Annotated in this window: 23 protein-coding genes; 1 reads left to right on the forward strand and 22 read right to left on the reverse strand. The window is 54.2% G+C overall.

The window, feature by feature from the left end:
• Positions 1 to 47: 47 nt before the first annotated feature.
• From BT114_RS08335 to BT114_RS08400, 14 genes are all read right to left on the reverse strand, one after another.
• Positions 48 to 1,184, reverse strand: a complete 1,137-nt coding sequence (locus BT114_RS08335; RefSeq protein ID WP_072325905.1) for an FIST signal transduction protein — start codon at positions 1,182 to 1,184, stop codon at positions 48 to 50.
• A gap of 95 nt (positions 1,185 to 1,279) precedes the next feature.
• Positions 1,280 to 2,566 (reverse strand): diguanylate cyclase, encoded by a 1,287-nt coding sequence (locus BT114_RS08340; protein WP_072325906.1) that lies wholly within the window; start codon positions 2,564 to 2,566, stop codon positions 1,280 to 1,282.
• 16 nt (positions 2,567 to 2,582) lie between these two features.
• Positions 2,583 to 3,023 (reverse strand): response regulator, encoded by a 441-nt coding sequence (locus BT114_RS08345; protein WP_072325907.1) that lies wholly within the window; start codon positions 3,021 to 3,023, stop codon positions 2,583 to 2,585.
• The gene (locus BT114_RS08350) at positions 3,016 to 4,869 is read right to left on the reverse strand and encodes a sensor histidine kinase (protein ID WP_072325908.1); all 1,854 of its coding nucleotides are present in this window, start codon (positions 4,867 to 4,869) and stop codon (positions 3,016 to 3,018) included. Before BT114_RS08350 ends, BT114_RS08345 begins: the two co-directional genes overlap by 8 nt.
• Entirely contained in the window at positions 4,869 to 5,774 is a 906-nt protein-coding gene (locus tag BT114_RS08355) for a substrate-binding domain-containing protein (protein ID WP_072325909.1), read from the reverse strand. Before BT114_RS08355 ends, BT114_RS08350 begins: the two co-directional genes overlap by 1 nt.
• Positions 5,775 to 6,161 (reverse strand): response regulator, encoded by a 387-nt coding sequence (locus tag BT114_RS08360; RefSeq protein WP_177247065.1) that lies wholly within the window; start codon positions 6,159 to 6,161, stop codon positions 5,775 to 5,777.
• Entirely contained in the window at positions 6,148 to 7,632 is a 1,485-nt protein-coding gene (locus BT114_RS08365; RefSeq protein ID WP_072325911.1) for a sensor histidine kinase, read from the reverse strand. The genes BT114_RS08360 and BT114_RS08365 overlap by 14 nt, the downstream gene beginning before the upstream one ends.
• On the reverse strand, positions 7,629 to 8,375 hold the full coding sequence (locus BT114_RS08370) for a substrate-binding periplasmic protein (protein ID WP_072325912.1): 747 nt from the start codon (positions 8,373 to 8,375) through the stop codon (positions 7,629 to 7,631). Before BT114_RS08370 ends, BT114_RS08365 begins: the two co-directional genes overlap by 4 nt.
• The gene (locus tag BT114_RS08375; protein WP_177247066.1) at positions 8,372 to 10,480 is read right to left on the reverse strand and encodes a PhnD/SsuA/transferrin family substrate-binding protein; all 2,109 of its coding nucleotides are present in this window, start codon (positions 10,478 to 10,480) and stop codon (positions 8,372 to 8,374) included. Before BT114_RS08375 ends, BT114_RS08370 begins: the two co-directional genes overlap by 4 nt.
• Before the next feature lie 34 nt (positions 10,481 to 10,514).
• Positions 10,515 to 12,164, reverse strand: a complete 1,650-nt coding sequence (locus BT114_RS08380) for a methyl-accepting chemotaxis protein (protein ID WP_072325914.1) — start codon at positions 12,162 to 12,164, stop codon at positions 10,515 to 10,517.
• 260 nt (positions 12,165 to 12,424) lie between these two features.
• Positions 12,425 to 12,814: a response regulator gene (locus BT114_RS08385; RefSeq protein WP_072325915.1), complete on the reverse strand. Its 390-nt coding sequence runs from the start codon at positions 12,812 to 12,814 to the stop codon at positions 12,425 to 12,427.
• On the reverse strand, positions 12,804 to 14,633 hold the full coding sequence (locus BT114_RS08390; protein ID WP_072325916.1) for a sensor histidine kinase: 1,830 nt from the start codon (positions 14,631 to 14,633) through the stop codon (positions 12,804 to 12,806). The genes BT114_RS08385 and BT114_RS08390 overlap by 11 nt, the downstream gene beginning before the upstream one ends.
• Complete coding sequence (locus BT114_RS08395; RefSeq protein WP_084662047.1) at positions 14,617 to 16,443, reverse strand: ATP-binding response regulator; 1,827 nt, start codon at positions 16,441 to 16,443, stop codon at positions 14,617 to 14,619. The genes BT114_RS08390 and BT114_RS08395 overlap by 17 nt, the downstream gene beginning before the upstream one ends.
• A complete protein-coding gene (locus BT114_RS08400; protein ID WP_072325918.1) occupies positions 16,440 to 16,769 on the reverse strand; it encodes an Hpt domain-containing protein in 330 nt (109 codons plus the stop codon). The genes BT114_RS08395 and BT114_RS08400 overlap by 4 nt, the downstream gene beginning before the upstream one ends.
• A 192-nt stretch (positions 16,770 to 16,961) precedes the next feature.
• Between BT114_RS08400 and BT114_RS08405 the strand changes: the two genes are divergently transcribed.
• The gene (locus BT114_RS08405; protein WP_072325919.1) at positions 16,962 to 17,654 is read left to right on the forward strand and encodes a response regulator transcription factor; all 693 of its coding nucleotides are present in this window, start codon (positions 16,962 to 16,964) and stop codon (positions 17,652 to 17,654) included.
• Here BT114_RS08405 and BT114_RS08410 read toward each other — a convergent pair.
• The 8 genes from BT114_RS08410 to folC all read right to left on the reverse strand — a co-directional run bounded on the left by BT114_RS08410 (position 17,624) and on the right by folC (position 26,192).
• Positions 17,624 to 17,992 carry a DUF3135 domain-containing protein gene (locus BT114_RS08410; RefSeq protein WP_072325920.1) on the reverse strand — a complete coding sequence of 123 codons (369 nt, stop codon included), beginning with the start codon at positions 17,990 to 17,992 and terminating at the stop codon, positions 17,624 to 17,626. The genes BT114_RS08405 and BT114_RS08410 overlap by 31 nt on opposite strands.
• Positions 17,992 to 19,059, reverse strand: coding sequence for an HD domain-containing phosphohydrolase (locus BT114_RS08415; protein ID WP_072325921.1), 1,068 nt, complete (start codon positions 19,057 to 19,059; stop codon positions 17,992 to 17,994). Before BT114_RS08415 ends, BT114_RS08410 begins: the two co-directional genes overlap by 1 nt.
• Positions 19,052 to 20,977: an ATP-binding protein gene (locus BT114_RS08420; RefSeq protein WP_072325922.1), complete on the reverse strand. Its 1,926-nt coding sequence runs from the start codon at positions 20,975 to 20,977 to the stop codon at positions 19,052 to 19,054. The genes BT114_RS08415 and BT114_RS08420 overlap by 8 nt, the downstream gene beginning before the upstream one ends.
• 128 nt (positions 20,978 to 21,105) lie before the next feature.
• Complete coding sequence (locus BT114_RS08425; protein ID WP_072326028.1) at positions 21,106 to 22,284, reverse strand: O-succinylhomoserine sulfhydrylase; 1,179 nt, start codon at positions 22,282 to 22,284, stop codon at positions 21,106 to 21,108.
• Positions 22,285 to 22,289: 5 nt separating this feature from the next.
• Positions 22,290 to 23,807: an amidophosphoribosyltransferase gene (gene purF, locus BT114_RS08430; protein ID WP_072325923.1), complete on the reverse strand. Its 1,518-nt coding sequence runs from the start codon at positions 23,805 to 23,807 to the stop codon at positions 22,290 to 22,292.
• Positions 23,808 to 23,818: 11 nt separating this feature from the next.
• Complete coding sequence (locus BT114_RS08435; protein WP_072325924.1) at positions 23,819 to 24,295, reverse strand: CvpA family protein; 477 nt, start codon at positions 24,293 to 24,295, stop codon at positions 23,819 to 23,821.
• Positions 24,296 to 24,315: 20 nt separating this feature from the next.
• On the reverse strand, positions 24,316 to 24,855 hold the full coding sequence (locus tag BT114_RS08440; RefSeq protein WP_072325925.1) for an SPOR domain-containing protein: 540 nt from the start codon (positions 24,853 to 24,855) through the stop codon (positions 24,316 to 24,318).
• Positions 24,840 to 26,192, reverse strand: coding sequence for a bifunctional tetrahydrofolate synthase/dihydrofolate synthase (gene folC / locus BT114_RS08445; RefSeq protein WP_084662049.1), 1,353 nt, complete (start codon positions 26,190 to 26,192; stop codon positions 24,840 to 24,842). The genes BT114_RS08440 and folC overlap by 16 nt, the downstream gene beginning before the upstream one ends.
• Positions 26,193 to 26,196 lie beyond the last annotated feature (4 nt).

Below are 26,196 nucleotides of genomic sequence, written 5' to 3' on the forward strand. Positions count from 1 at the left end.
AGCGTTTAACGCCTGGTCCTGGCTTCATAAGCTAACCGCAACAGGGCTCAGGCTTTGCCCAGCAAACCCAGCACAGCGGTTTTGTTATAAAACTCAAGATAGTCCCGACCACTATTGGCTATCTCACCCAGTGTCAGTGCACCCACCAGCGGATAATCACCGGCAACCTGAGCAAACTCTTCAACAATTTGTTGTTCCATAAACAGCACGCGTGAAATGCAATCAATGAAACAGGCCAGTTGCGGTGCGCTGGTCTGTTCAGCATCCCAGGCCTGACGTGCCAGACTTGCAGCCTGCCCGGCAGCAGCAATCAAGGTTTCCGGAGTGCCATTCAGTACCCGTACAAAAGCTCCTTCCGGCACCTCTCCCACACAAACCATGGATTGCTGGTCCTTTAGCATCAGTGGGTCACGCACCACCATCTCGGAGTCCAGCTTGCTGATGCCAAAAGGATAAGCCTTGGCAATATCAAAAAAATTGCTGTCAGTGAAGGCTTGACCGGCATGGGGTTCAACCAGACTGCGGTAGGTCTCAAATGCAGGTTTCCAGTCCAGTTGCTGCACCAGATTTTTATGGGCTGCGGTTACTTTCATCGGCTCGCTGATGGCTTGCCATCCATGTGCAACTCCAATACCACTGGCCAGTGGTAAACGGATCAACAACGCAGCGTCCATGCACAAGCCTTGAGGGGTCAGCAGGCAGGGTTTCTGCACAAAACTCAGTGAGCCGGCACCGCCACCTAAATAGTTGCGCTCCAACCCGAAGTTGATAAACAAGGATTCAACCAGTGTGGCAATGCAGGTGGCCAGGCCATCCACCAACACCAGATGGGTGGATGGGCCTTCCAGTGCTTCCCATGCATCAGCAAGCGCGGACAAGGGGGTATCAAAATCAGCCTGAGTATCACTGAGCCGGGGAATCACTTGCCATTGCACTGACCAAGGTAGAGCTACCAGCACAGCACCTTCGGTGTAGTTCTGCTGCTCATGGATGATTTGCGGGAAAATACCACCTACCACCTGCAGGCGCGTTTGCTGAAGCAAGGGGTCCAGCTGATCGGCAGTCCACTGATTGGCATCAGCTGCAAACACCAGTACTGACTGCAGGGTTGGATCATTGGCCAACTGCTCCAGACCGGCCTGAAAGGCCTGGATATCAGGTTCAGCAATAAAATGTATTTTCATAACCGCTCCGCCATTAACAGGCGATTATCATACACCATTAAACTGTCATTTTGTTACTTTGGTGATGCCTGACGATACATTTTAGATACAATTCATCATTTGAAGACCACGTAGCGGTTTCTACCAGCCTGCTTGGCTTCATACATGGCCTGATCAGCCTGATCCAGCAACTCGGTGACGGTTACATCCGAGTTTTGCGGATAAAAGGTAATGCCAATGCTGGCAGATACCCGCAGTTGCTGGTCCTGCCACTCAACCGGCTCACGGACCACAGCCAACAGTCGATTCAATAAACCATTCAGTTGCTCAGGAAGGGTCACTGACTCCAGCACCAGGGCAAACTCATCACCGCCCAGGCGCGCCAGGGTGTCTTCTTCCCGCAGACAGGCAGCCATACGTTTGGCCAGTACCTCCAGCACCCGATCACCGGCAGCATGACCATGGGTATCATTCACCGGTTTAAAACCATCCAGATCCAGATAGCCCACAGCAATTCTACTGTGGTGACGATCAGCAAAAGCAGTGGATTGTTTCAGGCGATAATTGAACAGCACGCGATTCGGCAAACCGGTCAAGGCATCAAAATGAGCCAGATGCTCCAGCTCTGACTGCAGGGCTTTTTGTTCAGTGACATCCGTGAACAGTGCCACATACTGCCGCACCTGACCGGTTACATCGCGCACTGCGCGAATGGTCATGCTTTCTACAAACAGCTCACCGTTTTTGCGGCGGTTGCGAATTTCACCCTGCCACTCCCCTTTATCGTTAAGCGCCTGCCACAACTGCTGGTAAAACCCGGCATCGTGGTGGCCAGAACTTAACAGCGAAGGGTTACGCCCCAGGGCTTCTTCACGGCTGTATCCGGTAATCTGGGTAAAGGACGGGTTGACTTCAATGATCCGAGATTCAGCATCAGTGATCATGATGCCCTCACGGGCATGATTGAATACCGTCAGCGCCAGACGTTCACTGGCATCACGCTGATGGCGCAACAGCGCATAATGTACCGCCTTGCGCAGCACCGAGCCATCCGCACCTTTACTGAGGTAATCCTCGGCACCAGCCTCTATGGCCAGGCGAGTTGCATCCAGATCATCCAGACCGGTCAATACCACAATCGGGACATCAGGAATCAGCTCTCGGCAACGCAGGACCGTCTGAGTACCCGTGGAGTCTGGCAGGTTCAAGTCCAGCAGTATCACATCCGGCTGTACCTGCTGCTCCCGCAACAAGCTGACTGCTGCGCCCAGGCTTGATGCTTCCAACACCTGGAAGGTTTCACCCGAGCGTTCCTGCAGCTGGTAACGAATTAACCGGGCATCACCGGGTTCATCTTCGATCAGCAGCACCACTGGAACGGCGTCTTGCTCATGTCTGGACATAACCTTGTTCCTTGCCTCAGCGATTAGCGGGTAAACGCACCAGGCTGATCCAGTAGTCTTTCAACTGCTGTACCTGACGAATAAACAGATCAATTTCAACTGGTTTTACAATAAACCCGGCTGCACCCAGATTGTAAGAGGCCAGAATGTCGCTCTCTGCCTCGGAGGTGGTCAATACCACCACCGGTATCTGGCGAAAATCCTCATCCTGTTTGATCCGCTCCAGAAAACTGCGACCATCCATACGCGGCATGTTCAGGTCCAGCAGGATCAAGTCAGGCCGCGGGGCTTGCGAGTGCCGCCCCTGCTGATGCAAATAATCAAATGCATCAACGCCATCCAGTGCATGCTGCAGATCCACCAGCAGACGCCCTTCTTCAAAAGCCATGCGGGTTAAATGTGCATCAGCAGCATCATCTTCCACCAGCAGCACACAAAAATTGTGAAGCTCAGCCATCTATCCGGTTCCTGTCAGCAATCAATACTTCAAACACACAGCCCTGTTCCTGTGTACCTTTAACCTGCTTATTGTTGGTGCGAACCCGCAGGTCACCACCGCTCAGTTGCAGCATACGCCGCGCCAGCGCCAACCCCATGCCACTGCCTGCCACCGGGTAATCAGAAGGCACCAGACGCACAAACAAGTCAAACACCTGCTGCAGGTAAACCGGATCAATCCCGCTGCCATTATCGGCCACCGAAAATACCCAGCTCTGCGCCTCCTTGTGTGCGTCAATGTGTACTTCAAGTGGCCGCTGGGGTGAAGCATAATTCAGTGCGTTATCCAACAGGATTGCAAACAACTGTTGAAAACGTTTTGTCGAAAACCACACCTGCGGCAGGTTCTCACCCAGGAGCACACGGGCACCTGCAGCATCCAGACGTGATCGCAGCGGTGAGCTTGTTAATAACCGGGTTAGCTCAACGCGGCTATCCAGCCACTCAAATTCCGGTTGTACCTGCTCCAGCGCCAGATATTGCTGAACATCCCGCACCAACTGACTTAAACGCCGTGATTGTTGCTGGATAAACGTGAGCGCCAGGCGGTTTTTTTCATCACCCGTTAACGCTTCCGACTGCTGTAACTGCTCGGAAAACACCTGCAGTCGCCGCACCGGCTCCTGAAAGTGATGTGCCATCACTTCACTCAGGCGACGCAAATCCTGGTTCACCTGGTGCAAATCCTGTTCACGCTGCCTGATTTCAACCGCCATCTGATTCATGGCCTGTGCCAGTTGCCCCAACTCATCACCAGACCTGATCGGCACCAGCTGTTCATAGTTACCTGCCCGCAGGCGTTCAACCCCCTGCATCAGATTGCCCAGCGGGTGAGTGATCAAGCGGAACAGCAACCATAACGCCAGTGGCAACACCAACAGAAACGTCAAGGGTACAGCCAGCCAAATGGCCCTGCGAGTGGTTTTGCGTGATGCTTCATACAAATGCAGGGGATAACGCAATTGCAGGAATATTGGCTGATTGTGGCTGGACATTAATTGCTGTAACGCATAAAACCCTTCACTGTCCTGCTGAATAACACCCGGTTTAACCCCTGCAGCCCTGGCCTCCAACAGGTGGAAGGTCAGGTGGTCTGGCAACAAACGGGATAAATAGTCATCATCCAGCCAACGGGACAGTACCAATTGACCTACCGGCAAGCGACGACCATCGGGCAAGGAGCGCCAGAGTGTACGACCATGCTCCAGCAACAGGCCTCCCTGCATGGGTGAAAGCGCTGACTGTTGATCCAGGACATCATGGGACTGTGCCCGCTGTTGCAGGCTGGTTTCCAGTGACTGCTCCGGCCAGAAAAAGTCTTGCGGATCCCCCTGCAACACAAGCAGTAACGGCTGGGCATCCACATAACTGGTAATCACTTGCAGATTGTGTTGATCCCCCACTGCAACCAGACTGACCAACTCCTGCTGCAGGCTGTAAACAAACGCCTGCTGCGCCTGACCACTGAGTAAAGCCGTTAACAACCGCTGACTGATGCTGCGCTTTTCTTCATCAAACAGGATGGCCTGGTATTGCTCGGGGTTCTGGTAGGCATTGATCAGATCCACCGATGCCACCAGTCGCTCGTTACTGGCCAGCACTCCCGCCTCCAGCTCCAGCCTTGCCTGAAACTGCTGCAACTGTGATTCCAGCCGGGCAAAACCTTCCGTTATTTCCTGTTGTGCCAGATCCCGGTGATAACCCAGCAAATGCCGGTCAATCAGCAGTGCGGCAACCAGCAGGGTGCCAAAAGACACACCCAGCGTGAGCAGCAGCAGCCGGGTTCTGATCGTCAGGGATCGCATCAGAATATTGGCTCCATCAGCTCCACATTGTTGATAGTGACTGCTTCGGAAGGAATCAGTACATACCTTGGCACCGGCTCACCGGCCAGCAGTTGTAAAACCAATGCAGCCCCTTCACGACCGCCGGTTGGAAAAGTGAAACTCATGGACTGATGCCCGGCACGGATGGCTGCCTGGGCTTCACGAATAAAGTCGATGCCAACCAGCGGTACACTGCCCAAATCAATACCATGACGCTGCAGGGCCAGGCGTGCACCAGCTGCCATGCTGTCACTCTGGGCATAAATGGCATCAAAACGCTGGCCATCCAGCAGCAGTTGATCCACTGCCATAATGGCATCAGCCCGCAGGAAGTTTGCCGTGCGCTGAGTCACACGAATACCGGGATGCTCACGGGTGACGGCCAGAAACCCTTCGCGTCGATCCACGGTCGTTGATGCACCAGGTATTCCCTCCAGCATCAGGATATGCCCCTGCCCTTGCAACTGCTCTACCAGATATTCTGCTGCCTGACGGGCCAGTGCCTGGTTATCGTGATAAACAAAACTGGTAAAACTGTCGCCTTCAATTCCACGAGATAACAGGATCACCGGCACACCCGCTTCGTGCACCCGGCGAATCACCGGTGCCAGGGCCACCTGATCCCGTGGACTGGTGATCAACACATCCACCCCTTGCAGCAGCAGGTCTTCAATATGGCGCGCCTGCAGCGCTGTTTCTCCCTGCGCGTCGGTCACCACAAAACGGATATTGGGGTGTTTTGCCAAAGCCTCCTGTACGTCTCGAACCTGAGCCTTGCGCCAGTCATTGGCCAGGGTATCCTGGGCAAAACCGACCAGCCAGGTCTCTGCCGCTTGCAGAGGCAACCAGAGCAGAAGGCACAACAGCAACAGCAGACGTTTCATTTATCTCTCCAGCAGCTTCAGCAATTGGTTGATCAACACAGCAGGGGGCTGTCCTTTGGTCAAACAGGCTTGTGCGCCTGCTGCCAGCAAGTCTTTTTGTTCCGCAACATCGAACCAGCCGCTGTGAACCACCAGTGGCACATCCGGCAAACAACTGCGGCAGGCTGTAACGGTATTTAATCCACTGCTGTCCGGCAGGTTTAAATCCACCAACAGCAAGGCTGGCTGTTCCGGCAGGTTTTTTAATAACTGGAAAAAAGCCGCCAGTGTTTCAGCCACCAGAACCTGAAAGCCCGGTTCAGGATGTTGCTGCAGTTGCCACTGCAACAGATGCGCCTCATCCGGGTCATCTTCCAACAACACCAGTAGTGGCTTATGCTGGGGCATCGTCACCTCGTTGTTTTTCTGACCGGGCAGCATCCACCAATCTTCCTGCCACCAGTCGGCTATCCGTAAATCGGGGAAGCTCAAATACCACACAAACACCGCCCAGCGGTGAGTCTTCCATCCAGATCGAGCAATGATGCATTGCCAGAACTTTTTTTACCACTGCCAGCCCCATGCCGGTACCCGGATAACGGCTGGTTCCCGGCACCAAACGGGCGAACAACTGGAACACCTGCTCCCGGTAGGCTGCTTCAAGGCCCATGCCATTATCAGCAATCCGCATCAGCACAGGTTCACCTGCAGTGCCGGGGGTCTTGTATCCAGTGCCGACTTCTGCGCTGATTTGCAAGTGCAGTGGCTGGCCATCCTTTTTGTATAACAGGGCGTTATTCAGCAACACCTCCATCACTTCACGCAGGTGTACCGTCGGTATCAACACCCTGATGTCTGAAGCAATATCCACTTCCACTCTGGCTGGTTGCAAACGCTGCACATAAGCAGGTGAAGCCAGTTGATCCTGAACAAAACGCTCCAGATGCAGCACCGCCGCTTCAGGCTGTAATTGCTCCAGCGCCAGATAATGCTGCACATCACGCACCAGCTCACTGAGACGCAGGGACTGGGTCTTGATAAATTCGATGGACAGATCCACATCCTGCTGATGCCTCAACACCAGGCTGTGCTCCAGGCGCTGGGAAAAACTCACCAGCCGCCTTGCCGGTTCCTGCAAGTGATGCGCCATGATTTCACTGAGTCGTAACTGTTCTGCGCGTGCCTGCTGCAGGTAATCTGCCAGTTCGTTGAATGCCTGCACCACCTTACCCAACTCATCCCGTTCATGCCCTGCCTGCAGTTGCAGTGGCTCAAACCGGCGGTCATGGCGCTGCTGCAACTGACGCGTCAAATAAGCCAGCGGACGGGTCATCAGTCGGCTGGAAATATACAGGATCACAAAGGCCAGCAGGATGTTCCTGACCACACCTAAAATCAGCTCCCAGAGTATCCTGCGCTGAAAATCCGTACCTGCCAGACCACCATTGATTCGAATCTGCAAGTGACCAACAGACTGGGTTTCTGCTGTAAACGCCTGTTGCCAGATCAATGGTTGGGTGAAAGTCAGCTCATCACCGAGCACACGCGCCAAAAAAGGGGCTTGCTGCTCGCCACGCCGGTCCTTGGTAGCCAGTAATCGTCCCCGCTCAGTGACCAGCTCGCCATACACCACAGCCTGTACTGCAAACAAACCATCCAGCACCTCTTCAGCAAGATTGGCGTCCAGCGTCCAGGCAGCCTGGGTGGCAGTGTTGGTGGCAGTCAACAGCAACTCCTGGCCGGATTGTTTGATGTGGTACCGGGTCTGACGGTAATCCACGGCAATCATCACCAGACTCAGTAAAACACCCAGCGTGATGGCAGCCACCAGTGTCAACCGTGTCTGACGCCAGGCCAGGCTATCGGTCAGATCCTTCATGACTCACTCTCCCTTGTCACTCGCCAGTCAGGGCCAGCCCAGCGGTCCAGCACCTGCTCAATGGCGCCACTCTGTTGTAATCGCTCAACGGCCTGCTGAATCCTTTCCATGCGCTGGGTGTCTTCATAATGGAGGGAAAACTGCACCGTCACGGGTGTTGCCTGTAACACCAACCGGTCACCCAGTAACTCACTTACCTGCAATTGCTCACTGAGGTACATCAAGGACAGGCTGTTACCGCTGATGGCATCCAGTCGTCCTGCTGCCAGCATGCCAATCAGGGTTTCATAGTTACGCAGATAAACCTTGTTCAGGCTGGTATCCGCATCAAAACGCGGTGACAAACGAATGCCACGCAATACACCAATGCGTAATCCGGCCAGATCTTCATAACGCTCCAGTTTGATGCCTTCACGCGCCAGCACCACAGAACCGAAACTGAATAAATAACCGGCATGCTGCACCTCGCCATCCCGCGCAGGAGCACGAATCAGGTAACTCAGATCCGCATCACCATAATGCAGGCTTTCCAGCACCCGCGCATAGGGAACCAGGCGTTTTTGCTGCTGCAAACCCGATTCTGCCTCAATCAAAGCGGCAATCTCCAGCCAGATTCCCATGGCCTGGCCAGTGGTTTCATCATGGAATCCCCAGGGTTCCGTTTCCATGATGAGTGCCCGGAGGGGCGCTGCCACCAGTGAGGCATTAAAGCTCAGCACAAACAGCAGTAGCAGGTGTTTCATAACCCCTCCCTTGCCACCGGCAGGGTAAAACAGAAACGGCATCCCTTGCCTTCACCCGGTGACTCCACCCAGATGCGACCCCCATAACGCTCAACGATCTTGCGACAAACCGCCAGGCCGATGCCTGTGCCTTCATATTCAGTGCGTGTGTGCAAGCGCTGGAATACACGGAACAAACGCTCAATCTGATCCGGTGCTATGCCGATGCCCTGATCTTCAACAGTAAAACACCAGAAGCCTGCAGCACCATCCGGGGTTAATGGCTCAACATCCAGTCTTACCTCAGGGGATTGACCCGGTTGATGGTATTTCAGGGCGTTCCCGATCAGGTTCTGAAACAGACGCGTCAACTCATCCGGGCTCACATACAGGGTTGGCCAGTGTTTTGCCAGCAGCTGAATACGGGCCTGTTGCTCCTGTATCAGCGGCTCCAGAAACTGCAGCGCTTCATTGATTGCCGTTTGTGCAGATAACAGTGCTTTAGGCTGCCCCTTGCGGCCCACCCTGGAGTACTCCAGCAAGGATACCAGCATCTGATCCAGGCGACGGGATCCATCCAGGGCGTAGTGCAGCATTTCACGGGTGTCCGCGGCCAGACCATCAGCCAGTTTACGCTCCAGCAACTGTAAATAACTGCTGATCATCCGCAGCGGCTGCCGCAAATCATGGCTGGTAATGTAGGCAAACTGTTCCAGCTCGGCATTGGACGCCTCCAGTGCCTGATTTTTCTGTTCCAGTGCCTGCTCTGCTTCGCGGCGGCGGGTGACATCATGGATCACACCCAGCACCAATTTCCTTGAGTGGATTTCGACGGGTATCAGGGTCACTTCCACCAGTAAAACATGACCATCCTGCTTTAGGTGTACCCACTCAAAACTGGCTGACTCCTGATCCTGGAGTTTTCTGAAAATGGCCGCCGCCAGAACAGCACTGCGGCTACCATCCGGTTGAAAAACTGGTGACACCTCTTCCGGGCGTTTTCCTATCAGCTGCTGGGCATTGCTTAACCCCAGCAAGCGGGGCATCGCCGGATTGCAGTCAACAAACACACCCTTGAGGGGATCAAGCATGATCACCGGCAAGGGCAAGTGCTGATACAAGGAGTTAAAACGATGATTGGCCAGCCGCAAACGCCGGTTAAACATCAACAAGGCCAGGGCAAAAGCCAGCGCAAAGGCCAGAAAACTGCTGATGGATAACATCCACAGCGGGTATTGACGCCACAGCTGCTGCATACTCAGCTGTTCAGCCTGATCATAGGGCGGTAATTTGAGTGCATAAGCCAGGCGGTCCATCACCGAATAATCAGCCGGTGGGGAAAAGCCATCAATGCCGAGGGATAACACCGCCGGGTGATCCGGTGACAGATTCAACAAGGCTCGCACCAGCTCACGGGTACAACTGCATTCACCGACAGCAGCCAGTGGCCACTCGGGGTAAAGGCGAGTCGATACCTGGAAGGGAAAGTCTGGCTGAGGCATGGGGTTGAGCACCTGTAGCTGGTCAGATGCCAACACCCCTTGGTGCAGCATCGACTCCAGAATGCCTGTACGCACAAAACCAACAGCATAATGCCCCGCCAACAGTGCCTTGATCACTGCATCATGGCTGCCCAGTTCAACAGGGGTGTAATCCTGATGGGGTAACAGGCCATGCTGCATCAATTCATAAACCTGGGTCTGATACCCTCCCAGAAACCAGGTGCCTGGTATGGCAATCTGCTGCTGACGCAGGTGTTTAATATCAGAGATGCCGTTGTTGGCCCTGGCCAGAATCACGCCACCCAGAGAACGGGTTGGAATACCCTGTTCCAGATTGACCAAGGTGACCAGGGGCCCTTGCAGCGCATAATGGTGGCGCAGCAGGTTGTAGTGACTGGGATTGGTCATCACCAGATCAATCTTGCGTTGATGCACAGCTTCCGTTAAAGCGGCCTGATCCAGCACCTGCAGCCGGATTTCTGCCTGCTGCAGGTGTTCATTCAGGTAGTCGACCAAAGGTTGAAAGCGCTCCTGCATCTGCTCAGCAGGCCGGTAGGCAAAAACACCCAGGTGTAATTGCCGCTTTTCTGCTGCCAGGCTGCCCAAGGGCAACAGCAGCAGCAAGATTAACCAGCCGACTTGCAACCTTTGACGATGATTAGTGCTTGTACACCTTGAACTGTTGACGCAACTCATCCAGCACCTGCGTGGTTTCCTGTACATGACGACTGGCAATCAGTGCCTGCTCGGCCTGAGCCGCATTGCTATCGGCCAGACGGGCGATGCCTTCCACCGTTTCAGCCACTTCCCGGGCAGCCATGGCCTGTTCCTGTAATACATGCTGAATATCTTGTGTTGCACGAATCACCTGCAGGGTGCCCTGCTCAATGTCTGCCACCGACTGGCCTGCACGCTGGGCCTTTTCCACCCCCTGCTCAACCTTGGCAACACTGGTCTGCATTTCTTCCACCGCAGCATCCGTCTGTTTCTGGATCTGGCTGACCATATCAGAAATTTCCACCGTTGAATGGGCCGTTCTTTCAGCCAGATTACGCACTTCATCGGCCACCACCGCAAAACCCCGACCATGTTCACCGGCGCGGGCAGCCTCAATGGCAGCATTCAGTGCCAACAGGTTGGTCTGATCGGCAATCTCCCTGATGGTAGATACAATCTTGCCAATGTTGTCAGACAGTTTTTCCAGCTCTTTCAAGCGGCCAGCCGACTGCCTGACGGTATCCGCAATCAAACCGATTTCACGACTACTGGCATAAACTGCTTCAGCACCGGTACGTGCGATGTCACCAGCCGATGTTGAGGCACCATGCGCTGACTGGGCATTATGACCAATCTGGTCCACTGAGGCACTCAGTTCCTCCAGTGCTGCCGCCATACTGGCCGAAGCATTGGACTGCTCAACAGCACCCCGCGAAGTTTCTTCACTGGCTTCCAGCATTTCTTTGGCCGCCAGATTGAGTGCCCGGGTGGATTGAGTCATCTGGAAGGCAATTTCAAATAACCGGTTACGCATGATCATGACAGCATTAAACAGGCTGCCAATTTCGTCTTTTTTGCCAATCGGTGCTTCACCCACCAGATTGCCTGAGCCTATTTCCAGCGCCACTTGCCTCAGTGCTTCCAGACGTGCAGCATTGCTTTTCAGCACCAGATACAACCAGGTCAGTGCCACACCACCCACTGCACCCAACTTGATCAGCAACAGGGTGATCACCGCCTCAATGGCAGGATCGGTCACCTGCAGGTATTGCCAGCCAGCCAACAGCCCCAGAGTCATCACCATTAAAAACATCGGCAGCATGGCCGTGGTGGTCAGGCTGAGGTTGATATAAGCATCCTTCACGCGCGAGCCAAAACCGGATAACACATAACCACCGGAAAGGCGAATGCGCTTGCCTTCCCGCATTTCACGGTACAAGGCTTCGGCACTTGCCACCTCATCACGCGTGGGTTGCAGGCGCACACTCATGTATCCCCCATCAGGGCGTGGGGTGGCAGTGGCCTTGACCCAGTAGTGGTCACCATTTTTACGGCGGTTCTTGACCATGCCCTGCCAGGCACGACCCGCTTTTAACGTGGCCCACATGTCGCGGAAGGCTTCTGATGGCATATCCGGGTGGCGGACGATGTTATGAGCCTGACCGATCAGCTCTTCCCGGGTGAAACCGGCATATTCAACAAACTCATCGTTGACGTAGGTAATACGTCCCTTGGCATCCGTATGGGAAATAATGGCGCAGTCAGGACGGACAGCAAATTCTTTTTGTGTGACGGGTTGATTGTTACGCATAAAACCCTCTCAAAATAATTATACAAAAGCTGTATAACAGGCGTACAAAGAGAGTAACAACTCACCAGACAAAAGAAAACGAAATTCCGGGTCAAGACCGGGGTTTTACGCACAAGCTGAAACAATCAAGATACATTCTGGCCAGGATGTTCCGGAAACAGTCGGATCAGGCTGGAAACAGCCGCAGGAACCACAAACCGGAAAGGCCGTGACAGCAGAAAATGGAGCAGGAAATTATCTTGTACAAGAATAAATGAAGATCAGGTTTCACGACCCTGATAAAGCGAACGCAACTGCCCCGCCAGGCTCAGCGGATCAAAGGGTTTGGCGATCACCCCCAGCAAACCACTTTGCAACCATTCTGCCGGTGTCGAGTTGCTGACTTTGGCCGTCAACAGGATGCCTGGCAAGGCTGCCCAGTGAGGTTGACTGCGCAGTTGGCGAAAAAACTCCAGCCCCGTCATACCCGGCAGCATATAGTCCAGCAGCAGCAGATCAGGGTTAAAGCTGACCACATCTCTTAATGCCTGCTCGGCATCTTCCGCAAGGCAAAGCTCAAAACCCTGGCTGGGCGTTAACACCATTTCCAACAACAAACGTATGTCTGGATCATCCTCAACACAGAGTACCCGCAGAATCTCAGTGGTCATCTTTGTTCTCCTCCGGATGATCCGATCCGTTTTTGTTGTCCAGCCGGGGCAAGTCGAGGAAAAAACAACTGCCACTTCCCGGCAGTGAACTGAACCCAATGCGGCCATTCATGGCAGTGGTCAGTTCACGGGTAATCGCCAGGCCCAGACCCGTGCCGGTATTACGGCGGCGATCCGATTTGTCAGCCTGCGCAAAACGCTCAAAAACACGCGATTGAAATGCCAGCGGAATGCCTTCACCCTGATCGGTCACCATGATGCGAACCGTATCCTGACGGCGGGTCACCACCACTTCCACTTCGGTGTTTTTGGGTGAAAACTTGACAGCATTGGATAACAGATTGGTCAGCACCTGATTGAGACGCCCCGGATCAACCATCACCAACAAAGGGCCTGTAGGCTGCTTTAAGGACACACGAACCCCCTGCTCTTGAGCATAAGGAGTAAAGTCTTCCACGGTCTGATACAAAATGGGCTGCAGCGCTACACACTGCAGATCCAGCTTCAGGCTTCCCTTGGTCAGACTGGCAAGATCCAGCAGGTCATTGACCAACACAATCAAGCGGTTCACATTGCGGTCGGCCATATCCATCAGTCTTGCCTGCTGCTCCGGTTGCTGGGCCAGGTCTTTACTGCGCAGCAGCGCCAGAGCACCCCGGGCAGAGGTCAGTGGCGTACGCAATTCGTGACTGACAACAGAAACCAGCTCATCTTTTAACTGCTCCTGACGGTCTCGCTGCTCTTGCAGCTCATTAAAAGCCTGCAACAGCTGACCTATCTCATCCTGTCGGTCCACCTGCAAATGCTGATAACCCTTTTTAAGCTGCAACACTTCACGCATTTGCTGCAAGGAGCGATGCACTGGGCCCAGTAACCGATGCAATAACCAACCGGCAAACAGGCCACCCAACAGCAGCGCCAGCCCTAATACCAGCAGGTTATGCCTGACCCAACTGTTAAGCAGCTCAGTGATGGGTTGCATCTGGCGCAGCTTGACCAGTGTCCAGCCGGTGGAGTCCTGGGTGGTCGCAACATACAACCAATCCTGACCTGCAGCATCCACAAACCGGCCTGAGGGAATACCCTGTTGCAACTGCCTGAACAGTGGATCCTTTGAAGCAATGGGTTGCAGGGTCAAGGCAGGGTTGGATGCAGAGACATAACGCTGGGCCGTCAGATCCATGATCAGCAAATCACTGCTGACCCGGTCATATTCACTGCGAATCTGCTCAAACAAGGGCTCTGAATCCAGCGGCTGGTAACCCACCAGAAAACCTTTGGGGGTCGCAAGGTTATCAACAAAAATCGGCACACTGAAAATCGAGATGGGGATGGACGAAAAACGCCCCATGGTTGGTGGATAACGAACCGTTTGCCCAGTGCGTATATTCTCTTGAATGTAGGCTCTGTCCCAGACACTTGATCCACGACGCCCAGGCACTACCGGACTATCAGCCAGAATCTGGCCCTCCGCATCCATCACGACATAACCAAAAAATACCTGTGACAGGCCAGGAGCCGTAATGCGTTGTTCAAGGGTTTCAGCTGCCGCAAGTTCATTCTGCTCCAGCAATGATGCAGCCAGGGACTCCAGAACCTGCTGGCGGCGATCAAAAACCCGATCAATACGCTGCACCAGCATTTCCACTTCTTCCTGTCCGGTCTGCAGCAGCAAGACCATCGAATCCCGCTCAATAAAATACTTCAGCAACAAGGCGTTGCCGCCACCCGCCAGAACAAAAAGCGCCAGCAGCAACAGCAGTAACTTGTTTCTGAGACTCCAGCCGACTGGCTCAGTCCGTTTATGCACATCTGGCATCAGCCTTGTGACTCCCTTTCTGGCTGTTGTTGTCCTGCATCACCGGTAACTCCACATAAAAGCAACTGCCTCCGTGCTCATTGGGATAAAAGCCCAGATCCCCATGCATCGCCAGAGCCAACTGCCGACTGATTGCCAGGCCTAACCCTGTACCGGCATGCATGCGGCGATCAGAAGGGTCCAACTGGCTGAAACGCTTGAACAGCTGATTCCTGAAATGCTCAGGAATACCTGGCCCCTGATCACATACTCGCACTTGCACACATTCTGACTGACTTGCCACTGATATGACAACCCTGGTCTGCTCGGGTGAAAACTTGATGGCATTGGATAAAAGATTAGTCAACACTTGCAGAAAACGCTCAGCATCCACTGACACCAGCACCGGAGGCTCCAACTCAACGTCTTGCACCAGGTTGATCTGACGCATGGCCGCAGTACACTGCACCTCACTGCAGGCACGTTGAATCAAGGGTTGCAGTGGCTGATGCTTGATCGCCATGCTGAGTTGCCCGGAGTCCAGGGCAGCCATATCCAGCAAATCATTCACCCGATGGGTCAATCGGCCGGTATTGCGCTGCGCAATTTCCAGCAACTCGGCAACCTGGCTGTAGTGCTGCTGAGCAAGCGCAGGGCGCATCAGGGCCAGTGCACCATGAATGGACGTCAGGGGGGTACGCAACTCATGACTGACCACTGAAATCAGTTCATCCTTGGTTTTCACCTGCTGCCTGCGCAGGGCTTCCACCTCATCAAAAGCATGGAGCAACTGCCCGATTTCATCCTGCAACCCTGCATCCAGAGGTTCATAATCCTGCTTGTCCATCACCAGCACGGCATGCAGCTGATTGATGGCACGACGCACCGGACGCAACATCTGCTGCATGATCCAACCCGTCAACAAGGCAATCACCACAAACATCAACAGCAGCATTTGCAAAAAATGCTGCTGCAGGACCCTGAACGGCCCCAGCACAGCCGCCTCGGGAGCCATCTTGATCAGGCTCCACTGCAATGCTGACATGTCACCGTGTGCATAAAGCCAGTTACGCCCATCCTGCGCCCGCACCTGACCACTGGTTTCTCCCCGCAATACAGCTTCCAGCAGCAGGGAACCCTGACGCCGCGACAAGGGCTGCAGGATCAGGTCCGGTTCTGTGGCGGTAATGAACAACTGATGCTGGCGATCCAGAATCACCAGGCGACCTCCATACACATCAAACTCGCGGCGAATCGATTCAAACAACGGCTCCTGCTCCAGCCCGTTACGGCCAACCAGCATAGCCACCAGTTCACCCTGAGGATTTTTAACGGGTTGAATAAAAAAGATGGATGGCAAGCCGGAAACAGTTCCAAAAACGGGACCACTGCTGACCGCTTGCCGGGTCTGCATCACTTCACGGATAAACTCACGATAACTGTAGTCTGTTCCCCTGCGCCCTGAAACCTGCGGCACATCCAGCAGAGCAACCCCCTCGGCATCCAGCAGCAGGTAATCGGTAAAGTGTTGGCCACTCAAAAAAGCCTGCAGCAACACCTCGACCCGGGACAGATCATCAAGTGAGGACGCCAGCAGGATCGCCTGGTTTTCAAGTAAGACCATGCGCTGCTCATAATGTTTGCTGATACGACCCACCAACTGTTCCACCTGGGCTTGCTGCTGATCAAGATAAATCGCCCGCTGTTCCCGCTGCAGGTAGAAGCTACTCATCAGGGCTGCCACCAGCAACACCAGTGTGAAGCTGATAATCAAAAGCAACAACAAGCGCTGGGTCATGCCAGTTTTACGCCAGTAGGCCACACTCATCATCTGGCATTCAATCGCGCTATTTCTTCAGCAACAGCCTGCAACTGCAGATGCACCTGAGCAACATTCAGTGCTTCACCGGCACAGGCAGCCCGTAACCCCTGCTCCAGTTGACGCGCCACCAGGCTGAGCGCTTCCAGCTGATAACTGCCCGCAGCACCGGTAAGATTGTGGGCTTCACGGTGCAGCTGGTTTAAAGTGCTTTCCTCGCTCAGCTCCAGCCATTGCTTCAACAGATCCTGCAGACAGGCCAGACGCGCAGGAAGGCGCCCGATAAATCCCTGCTGCAATAACTCAAATTCATCTACTACTCTTACCTGATCGTGCATATCAACCTCCCTGCCAGGTTAGACTTCCAGAATGCAAATCGGGTCCAAGCCTTTGCCGTGACCTGCTCTGCTGCTTTGAAAACACCACCAAAACCCTTTTTTCTATACCAAAAACCTTTTAACCTATGAGGAGAACCCCTTGATCCATAAGGGAAGATATATAAAATATATTTTATAAGAATTATTAAAAAAATGACACAACAAGTTGCCATCATCGAAGACGATCCTGACCAGGCAAAACTTCTGGCCAGCTGGCTTTCCAGCTATGGTTACAGCTCATCCCTCTACCTATCCGCTGAACTCTTTCTGGAAGCGGCCACCAGCCGAACCTTTGATCTGTTGCTGGTCGATTGGTTGCTGCCCGGCATGAGTGGATTACAACTGGTGAAACAACTGACCAGCGAAAACCAACCACCACCCATCATTTTCATCACCGGCAAGAGCCAGGATGACGATCTGGCTGAAGCCCTGCACTCCGGAGCTGATGACTTTATCACCAAACCTCTCAAACGAACGGTACTGATTGCCCGCATCCACGCCGTCATGCGCAGGCGAGGCAAGGAAACCCACAACATCAACCCCAGCACCCGCCTGATCATGGATGCACTTCGCTCAGAACTCACTTATCAGGGGCAACGAGTACAGCTAACCAGTACTGAATTCCAGTTACTGCAGTTATTGCTACAGTCTGAAGATCAGTTATTAACCCGCCCTGAACTTGCCGACAGCCTCTGGGGTGATGAGTCCAAAGCCACTGGAGGACGAGCGCTGGACGTGGTCATCAGTCGATTGCGCAAAAAACTCGATCAACTGGATCCCAGTCCCGGCCAGATCAGCAGCCATTATGGCAAGGGTTATCTGTTCTCACGCTCACCAGCCTCCTGAGCCGTGCAAGACACATCACCCCGAACCAATTGCAGGTGCGGTACAGCCTCTGGCTGTTTCACTAAACGGCTGGGAAAATGCAAGGAATCATTCAGTTGCTCAAAACTGGCGTGCATCAGGCGGGACAGCGCCATCACGCGCCCCAGCCCCTGATGCCGCGCTCGCAGGCCGCGTATCTGAAATTGTAGACGCTCCAGCTCCTGCCTGCGTTTTGATCCTTCAGGCACAGCCGCCATGAACTCACGATTTTTTTCATCCAGCAGCGCATCCAACTGCCCCTGCTGATATAACCTGACCATCTCCTGAAAATCAGGAAGCTGAATATCACGTGAAGGCATTATTGCTCTCCTTCTTCATAACGTTGACGAACTGCCAGAAATTCCGGCAAACATTGCTCAAAATGCGCCACCAGTTGCGGATCAAAATGCCGCCCGGACTGCTCACGAACAAAATTCAGCGTTGCTTGCAGACTCCAGGCTTTTTTATAGGGTCTTGGGGATGTCAGGGCATCAAACACATCCGCCAGCGCAGTGATACGACCAGAAAGCGGAATGGCCGCCCCTTTCAAGCCAGCGGGATAACCACTGCCATCCCATTTTTCATGGTGGGTCAGGGCAATTTCCCGCGCCAATTGCAACAAGGATGAATCGTCACCCTCCAGCAATTCAGCACCGATGCGTGCATGTTCCTGCATGATCCGGTATTCATCTTCGGTCAGCTTGCCGGGTTTAAGCAGGATGTGGTCAGGAATACCGATTTTTCCGATATCATGCATGGGGCTGGCATGCAGCAACAGCTCACACTCGGCAGCATTCCAACCCAGGCTGCGAGCCAGGATCACCGCATACTGGCTCATGCGTACCACATGAAGTCCGGTTTCGTTGTCACGAAATTCTGCCGCGCGCCCCAGGCGTCGTATGACTTGTAAACGGGTAGCATTCAACTCCGCTGTACGCTCAGCAACCTTTTCTTCAAGCAGGGCTTTCTGGTCGTGCAATAACCTGTGCGCCAGATGGACTTCCAGCAGGTTTTTCACACGCATCAACAGCTCAGTGCGATCAAAGGGTTTACCGAGAAAATCCCGCGCACCACTGCCAAGCCCTTTTAACAGGTAGTCGCGCTGATGCTGGGCAGTCAGGATCAGAATCGGTGGCAACAAGGGATCCTGCAGTGCTTTCAGTTGCTCCATCACGGCAAAACCATCCAGATGGGGCATATTGATGTCCAGCAGGATCAAATCAGGCCGTTGCTGTTGATAACGGGGCAGAACCTGGCGCGGGTCCTGAATTTCCACCAGATCACCATAGCCCTGACTGGATAACATCTTTCGCAGCAGTTTCAGATTGGCCGGCTCATCGTCAACCAGCAGGATACGACTGACCGAGAGATCAACATTGTCAGGCATCTTCTGCGCCCTCAGCCATGTCATGTGGTAATTCCAGCCAGAAGGTTGAACCCTTGCCAACTTCACTCTCAACACCAATCCGCCCACCCATCTGCTGAATCAGCTGCCGACAGATCACCAGCCCGATGCCTGTACCTTCTACACCCGAGTGTTCTGCACCCAGACGATTGAATGGCTGCCAGAGCTCTGCCAGCTTGTCGACTGGAATACCCTGTCCCGTATCCTGCACCAGAATTCTGGCCCAGCCCGGCTGCCCGGCACTTTCGACCCAGACCCGTACAAGCCCCTGATGCCGGTTATATTTGATGGCATTGGTGACCAGGTTCATCAGCACCTGCTTCAGACGCAGGCGATCAGCCCAGACATAAATCCCCGGTGGAAAATCAACCGCCAGTCGTAACTGATGGGTTGCCACCATGGGATTGATCAATGGGCAACACTCCTGGGCCAGATCAGCCAGTTGTACGGACTCCATACTCAGCCTGAGCTGGCCGGATTCAACGCGTGCCAGATCCAGCACATCATTGATCAGTTCCAACAGGTGTTTGCCAGCACGACTGATTTCGAGCACGTTGTCACGATTGTCTTCACTGAGGCTGTCATCACACTCCATCAGTTGCGCAAAACCGATCACCGCATTCAGGGGAGTGCGCAACTCATGACTCATATTGGAAAGGAAACGTGACTTGGCCTGATTGGCCTGCTCTGCCTCATCACGTGCTTTGGATAATGCCAGTTCAGTCTGTTTCAGACGGGTGATATCGGTGCGAATGGAGATGTACTCGCGGATATTTCCAGCCTCATCAAAAAATGGCGTGATAGTGGAATGCACCCAGTAATAACTGCCATCCCTGGCACGATTACAAACCTCACCCTGCCAGATCAAACCGGCACTGATGGTTTTCCAGAGCTGCTGATAAAATGCCGGTGGGTGTTGATCCGACTTGAGAATGCGATGGTTCTGACCCAGCAGTTGCTCTCGGGTATAACCTGAAACCCGGCAGAACTGGTCATTGGCATAGGTGATACGCCCTGCAGGGTCGGCAACACTGACGATGGCGTGGTAATTCAATGCCTGGCGATGGCGCACCAGAGCATCCATGGATTGCCGTGTTCTTGACTGCATCAATTGGTCCAGACGGGAACGACGCGCCTTGGCAATCAGGGTGCTGACCAGTTGATCGGATTCGATGGCAAAAACCAGAAAGTCATCAGTATCCCTTGTCAATCCCTGCAATCGACTCACATCGTCCAGGTCATCAACCATCAGGAACACGGGACGCTGCTCCAGTCCCTGGTATTCCCGCAATAAGCGGGGCAATTCCAGCCGCTTTACCAGTGGCAGACTGGCATCCATGAGTAATACATCTGGTTGAAACGCCTGATAAGCCTGGAGTAACAACATCGGGTCATCGAGCAGCTGCAGCACCATGCCTTCCGACTCCAGTTGCCCGGCCAGCAAGCGTAATGCGGTGTTGTTATCTGCCAGCAGCAATACCCGCCAGGGATCATGGCAATGCAGCAGGCTATTCAGCCGGAAAATCAGCTGGCCGGGATCAAGGGGTTTATTCAGATAGGCGACAGCACCCGCACGTTGAGCAGCAAGTCGGGCATGAATGTCATTACGGGAAGAAATAAATACAACAGGAAAATCCAACCCTGCATCCAGCTGTAATTCCTGGATCAGGTGGGCACCGGCCAATGCCCCTTCCGGAAACATCAGATCCATGATCACGGCGGCAGGCTGCAAGGCGCGGCTTTCCACCTGCGCCCGGAAAGCCTCAAGACCAGCAAAGACGGCCACATCAAAACCGGCTTGGTGCAGGTTAAAGTCAAGCAGTGCCGCTTGCTCCGGATCGTCCTCAACCAGACAAATCAATCCGGGTGATTTACGCCCTGCCGCTGTCATCAATTGCATCGCCTGCCCTCTGCCTGGCGTTCAAGTCAGATGCAATGATGATTGAAAGTGAAATTAAAAACCCTCAGGAGTTATACAAACCACGCTTCAATTTGGACGAAATTGAAACAATCCTGATACATTTTTACTCACAGGGCTAAACCACGCGCCAGATCGGCCTGAATGTCCTGAATGTCTTCCAGACCAACCGCCACCCGCACCAGGCCATCTGTGATACCGGCAGCCAATCTGGCTTCAGGCGCCACACGGGCATGGGTGGTGGTTGCAGGATGCGTAATGGTGGTTTTGGCATCACCCAGGTTGGCAGTGATGGACAGCATGCGTGTGGCATCAATCACCTTCCATGCTGCATCACGGCCACCGGCCATTTCAAACGACAAGACGCCACCAAAGGCACGCATCTGACGTTTGGCCAGTTCATACTGCGGATGATCCGGCAGTCCGGCATAATGCACCCGCGCCACACCCGGTTGCTGTTGCAGCCAGGTGGCCAGTTGCAGGGCATTGGCGGAATGGGCATCCATACGCAGGCGCAGGGTTTCCAGACCTTTCAGAAATACCCAGGCATTAAACGGACTCATGCAGGGGCCGGCAGTACGCACCACACCAAAAACTTCCGCCATGTCCTTGTGATTGCCCACCACCGCACCACCCACCATACGGCCCTGACCGTCCAGGTATTTGGTTGCTGAATGCACCACAATATCCGCACCCAGTGCCAGCGGCTTTTGTAATGCCGGTGTACAGAAGCAGTTATCCACCACCAGTCGTACACCCTTGCTGCGCGCCAGTGTCGACAGGGCAGCCAGATCAGCCAGTTCACACAGGGGATTGGACGGGGTTTCCACAAAGAACAATCGGGTGCGCTCATTACAAGCGGCTTCCCAGGCATTCAGGTCGGCCAGTTCCACAAAACGGGTGGTGATGCCAAACTTGCCGATCAGGCGGTTGAACAGCCCTACAGTGGAACCAAACACACTGCGTGAGCAGACCACTTCATCACCCTGCTGCAGGAAGGCCAGACACACCGACAGGATAGCCGCCATGCCGGAGCTGGTTGCCACAGCGCGATCACCACCTTCCAGTGCCGCCAGTCGCTCTTCAAAACAGCGCACCGTGGGATTGGTGAAACGTGAATAGATGTTGTGTTCACCGGTTTCGTTGGCAAAACACTCGGCAGCATGAGCTGCCGATTCAAACACATAGCTGGACGTGGTGAAGATGGGCTCGGCATGCTCACGTTCGGCAGTCCGACGCTGGCCGGTACGCAGGGCCAGTGTATCCAGCCCCCAGGAGGCATCAGTCATCAGGATCACTCCGCTTCGGCACTGTCATTGTGCAGTTCAATGGCACCATTTTCAGCATCAGCGCCGTTTTTGGCTGCATCATTGCGCTGGTCTTCCAGGCGCTGCAGGTAAGCCGCATCGATGCCACCGGTGATGTAACGACCATCAAACACCGAACAGTCAAAACCTTCCACCGTGGGATTCAATTCTTTACAGGCATCAATCAGATCATCCAGATCCTGATAGATCAGCCAGTCAGCACCAATCAGCTCACCCACTTCGTCTTCAGTCCGGCCATGCGCAATCAGCTCATGTGCAGCGGGCATGTCGATGCCATAAACGTTGGGATAACGCACGGCAGGAGCAGCAGACGCAAAATAAACCTTGCGGGCACCGGCATCACGCGCCATCTGAATGATTTCATTACAGGTGGTGCCACGCACAATGGAGTCATCCACCAGCAGCACGTTCTTGTCCTTGAACTCCATGCCAATGGCATTCAGCTTCTGGCGCACGGATTTTTTACGCAGGGTCTGACCCGGCATGATGAAGGTGCGACCGATGTAACGGTTCTTGATGAAACCTTCGCGGTAGGTCACACCCAGATGCTGAGCCAGTTCCAGAGCCGAGGTACGGCTGGTATCAGGAATCGGGATCACTACATCGATGTCATGATTCGGGCGTACTCGGGTGATCTTCTCAGCCAGTTTTTCACCCATGCGCATGCGGGCATGATAGATGTTGATGCCATCCATGATGGAGTCTGGACGCGCCAGGTAAACGTGCTCAAAAATGCAGGGAGAGAACTGACGCTTTTCAGCACACACGCGCGTGTGTAACTGCCCATTCATGTCCACATAAGCCGCCTCGCCCGGCTCCAGATCACGAATCAACTGAAAACCAACCACATCCAGCGCCACACTTTCCGAGGCAATCATGTACTCGGTGCCTTGCGAGGTTTCACGCTTGCCAATCACGATCGGACGAATGGCAAAGGGGTCACGGAAACCAACCATGCCATAACCGCTGATCATGGCCACTGCAGCGTAACCACCCTCACAGCGTTCATACACCCGGCTGATGGCAGAAAAAATATCCTCTGCGGTGAGGGTCATGCCCTGCTTGCCCAGCTCATGGGCAAAGATATTCAACAGCACCTCGGAATCCGAGTTGGTGTTGATATGACGCAGGTCGGTACGAAACAGCGCTTCACTCAGGGCTTCAGCATTGGTCAGGTTGCCGTTGTGGGCCAGTGCAATGCCGTAGGGTGAGTTGACATAAAACGGCTGGGACTCGGCTTCACTGGATGATCCGGCAGTGGGATAACGCACATGGCCGATCCCCATGCTGCCGATCAGCCGCTTCATATGGCGGGTGCGGAACACGTCCCGCACCAGTCCGTTGCTCTTGCGCAGGAAGAAGCGCCCCCGGTCACAGGTCATGATACCGGCAGCATCCTGACCGCGATGCTGTAAAACGGTCAGACTGTCAAACAGCAACTGATTAACCGGCTCGTGAGCCATAATACCCGCTATTCCACACATGCAACTTTCACCTATTTACTGATGTAATCGTCCAGATGGCCAGCACTCCAGTCACGGATGCTTTCCATATAAGGCAGCAGCAGGGATTCCTGCCAGAGTTTGTGATGCCGCAGATCGGTCAGGCTGGCAATGGCCACCATCACCACCACAATCAGTACACCGCGTAACACACCAAATACGACACCTAAAATTCGGTCCAGAGAACCCAGGCCAATTTTCTGCACCAGCGTACCAAAAGCACTGGAGACCACCTTGCTGGCCAATAACACCACGATCACAATCGCGATGTAAGCAGCCGCCAGCTGCAAACCCGGATCAGACAAAAAGCTGCCAAACACCGGTGCCACTTCCTGGCCCAGCAGACGCGCAGCCAGCAGCGCGAGCACCCAGCCCATCAAGGAAAGCACCTGATGAACAAATCCCTTCCAGAAGGCCAGCAGCACTGAAGCCGCCAGAATCACCAGAATGACGATATCAACAGCGTTCATAAACACCCCTTCGATGAATCTTACTCATTACCCGCAGGCAAACTGCCCTGCGCCCTGGCTTCATGTTCAGGTACATAACGAGTCAGTAAGGTTTTTAATCCCTGTTCCTGCAAAAGGCGATCCTGATGTTCGCGCCCCTGCTGCTGACTCACATAGGGACCCACAAACACCACCGCCATATTATTGATTCTGCGCCAATAGGGGTGATACCCCTGTTGCTGTAAACGCTCCACCAGACGCCGGGCATTGGCGGGTTCACCAAAGCTGGCCACCTGTATCGCCCAGGCTTCCACACCACCTTCAGGGTTCAGGCGCACCGCATGATCCCGCTGATCGGTCTGGATCTGCTGCTGCTCTGCAGGACGCCAGGGTGGCGGCAAGACTGGTGGTGTGGCTTCTTGCACGGCAACCTCAACGGGAGGTGGCGGTGCCGGGGTGATGATCTTATCAGATACCGGTGCCGGCGGACGCTCCTCCTCCAGCAAAAAAGGCAAAAAAATCACTGCCAGGGCAATCAGGGCAATGGCACCAACCAGGCGCTCCTTTACACCGTAACGCATGACCAAGCCTCATCATTTTGCAAATGCTGCAGTACCTGAGACAGAGTGAAAAATGAACCCATCACCAACAGCTCATCACAATCACCTGCCAACTGCTGACAGGCTACAGCATAAGCCTGATGACCGGCAGCGTCATCATCCACGGCCAGGATTCTGCCACCCAACTGCCGCACCCGTTCTGCCAGTTTTTGTGGATGCTCTGCCCGAGGCAAGGGCAAGGCAGTGACAATCCAGCCATCCACCAGGGGGATCAGCGGTTTTAATGTGGCCGTGATGTCCTTGTCAGCCATCATGCCCACCAGCGCCACACGTTTTTTGCTGTTGTTTTCAGCCAAACGACGCGCCAGGTATTCCGCTGCTTCCGGATTATGGGCCACATCCAGCAGCCATTGGCCAATACGCTGCATACGACCGGTCATCTGCACCTGTGCCAACCCCTGATGTATGGCTGCCTTCGACAGATCAGGATAAGCCAGCAACAAGGCCTGAATGGCTGTGGCAGCATTATCCGGTGGCAGGTTGTTCAAAGGCAGGGCATCCAGTTGCAAGGACTCCAGTCCCGAGGTTCGGGTATCCAGCTGCTTCCCTTGCCAATGCCAGATCCTGGCCGATGCATCATCTTGGCGATCAAAATCAACACCCAGCTGCAAGGGCTTCACACCCAGCAAAGAGGCCGCTGCAAAAACACTGTTCGGCAACTGTCGACTGCCCAGTACCACCGGTTTACCGGCACGAAAAATACCGGCCTTTTCATGGCCGATGGCATCCAGGGTATCACCCAGCCAGGCCTGATGGTCCAGGGCGACAGTCACCAGCACCGCCACATCGGTATCGACAATATTCACCGCGTCCAGTCGACCACCCAACCCCACCTCAAGCAACCACAGATCCAGTCCGGCATCCTGAAACAGCAACAAACCCGCCAGGGTGGCAAACTCAAAATAACTCAGTGAAATGCTTGCTTCATCTGGTGTTGTGCGTGCAGCCTCAATGCGCTCAAAGGCATGCATGATGGACGCATCACTGACCGGTTGGCCCTGAATACGAATGCGCTCATTAAAATGCAGGAAGTGAGGTGAAGTGTAACTGCCGACTTTTAATCCGGCAGCCAGCGCCATGGCTTCGGTCATGGCCAGGGTAGAGCCCTTGCCATTGGTGCCGGCAAAGGTCATCACCCGTGGTCGATTCGCTGCTGACTGCAAGGGCAGTTGTAAACGCTGGGCAACCTGACGAACCCTATCCAGCCCCAGATCAATTTCGCGGGAATGCAGGGTTTCAAGGTGGTGAAGCCAGGCGTCCAGTGTGGCTGGCAAACCTGGCTGCTGTTCTGGGGTCACGGAC

The organism is Marinospirillum alkaliphilum DSM 21637 (assembly GCF_900119735.1).
Taxonomy (GTDB): domain Bacteria; phylum Pseudomonadota; class Gammaproteobacteria; order Pseudomonadales; family Halomonadaceae; genus Marinospirillum; species Marinospirillum alkaliphilum.

What these genes read in the sequence shown, in the direction of transcription:
- BT114_RS08360 (WP_177247065.1), bottom strand. Translation starts at nt 6,161, where the DNA reads ATGCCCCAGCATAAGCCACTACTGGTGTTGTTGGAAGATGACCCGGAT.
- BT114_RS08350 (WP_072325908.1), bottom strand. Translation starts at nt 4,869, where the DNA reads ATGCGATCCCTGACGATCAGAACCCGGCTGCTGCTGCTCACGCTGGGT.
- BT114_RS08400 (WP_072325918.1), bottom strand. Translation starts at nt 16,769, where the DNA reads ATGCACGATCAGGTAAGAGTAGTAGATGAATTTGAGTTATTGCAGCAG.
- BT114_RS08425 (WP_072326028.1), bottom strand. Translation starts at nt 22,284, where the DNA reads ATGACTGATGCCTCCTGGGGGCTGGATACACTGGCCCTGCGTACCGGC.
- BT114_RS08405 (WP_072325919.1), top strand. Translation starts at nt 16,962, where the DNA reads ATGACACAACAAGTTGCCATCATCGAAGACGATCCTGACCAGGCAAAA.
- BT114_RS08345 (WP_072325907.1), bottom strand. Translation starts at nt 3,023, where the DNA reads ATGGCTGAGCTTCACAATTTTTGTGTGCTGCTGGTGGAAGATGATGCT.
- BT114_RS08420 (WP_072325922.1), bottom strand. Translation starts at nt 20,977, where the DNA reads ATGCAATTGATGACAGCGGCAGGGCGTAAATCACCCGGATTGATTTGT.
- BT114_RS08370 (WP_072325912.1), bottom strand. Translation starts at nt 8,375, where the DNA reads ATGAAACACCTGCTACTGCTGTTTGTGCTGAGCTTTAATGCCTCACTG.
- BT114_RS08395 (WP_084662047.1), bottom strand. Translation starts at nt 16,443, where the DNA reads ATGATGAGTGTGGCCTACTGGCGTAAAACTGGCATGACCCAGCGCTTG.
- BT114_RS08365 (WP_072325911.1), bottom strand. Translation starts at nt 7,632, where the DNA reads ATGAAGGATCTGACCGATAGCCTGGCCTGGCGTCAGACACGGTTGACA.
- purF (WP_072325923.1), bottom strand. Translation starts at nt 23,807, where the DNA reads ATGTGTGGAATAGCGGGTATTATGGCTCACGAGCCGGTTAATCAGTTG.
- BT114_RS08440 (WP_072325925.1), bottom strand. Translation starts at nt 24,855, where the DNA reads ATGCGTTACGGTGTAAAGGAGCGCCTGGTTGGTGCCATTGCCCTGATT.
- BT114_RS08340 (WP_072325906.1), bottom strand. Translation starts at nt 2,566, where the DNA reads ATGTCCAGACATGAGCAAGACGCCGTTCCAGTGGTGCTGCTGATCGAA.
- BT114_RS08410 (WP_072325920.1), bottom strand. Translation starts at nt 17,992, where the DNA reads ATGCCTTCACGTGATATTCAGCTTCCTGATTTTCAGGAGATGGTCAGG.
- BT114_RS08415 (WP_072325921.1), bottom strand. Translation starts at nt 19,059, where the DNA reads ATGCCTGACAATGTTGATCTCTCGGTCAGTCGTATCCTGCTGGTTGAC.
- BT114_RS08380 (WP_072325914.1), bottom strand. Translation starts at nt 12,164, where the DNA reads ATGCGTAACAATCAACCCGTCACACAAAAAGAATTTGCTGTCCGTCCT.
- BT114_RS08355 (WP_072325909.1), bottom strand. Translation starts at nt 5,774, where the DNA reads ATGAAACGTCTGCTGTTGCTGTTGTGCCTTCTGCTCTGGTTGCCTCTG.
- BT114_RS08390 (WP_072325916.1), bottom strand. Translation starts at nt 14,633, where the DNA reads ATGCCAGATGTGCATAAACGGACTGAGCCAGTCGGCTGGAGTCTCAGA.
- BT114_RS08385 (WP_072325915.1), bottom strand. Translation starts at nt 12,814, where the DNA reads ATGACCACTGAGATTCTGCGGGTACTCTGTGTTGAGGATGATCCAGAC.
- BT114_RS08435 (WP_072325924.1), bottom strand. Translation starts at nt 24,295, where the DNA reads ATGAACGCTGTTGATATCGTCATTCTGGTGATTCTGGCGGCTTCAGTG.
- BT114_RS08335 (WP_072325905.1), bottom strand. Translation starts at nt 1,184, where the DNA reads ATGAAAATACATTTTATTGCTGAACCTGATATCCAGGCCTTTCAGGCC.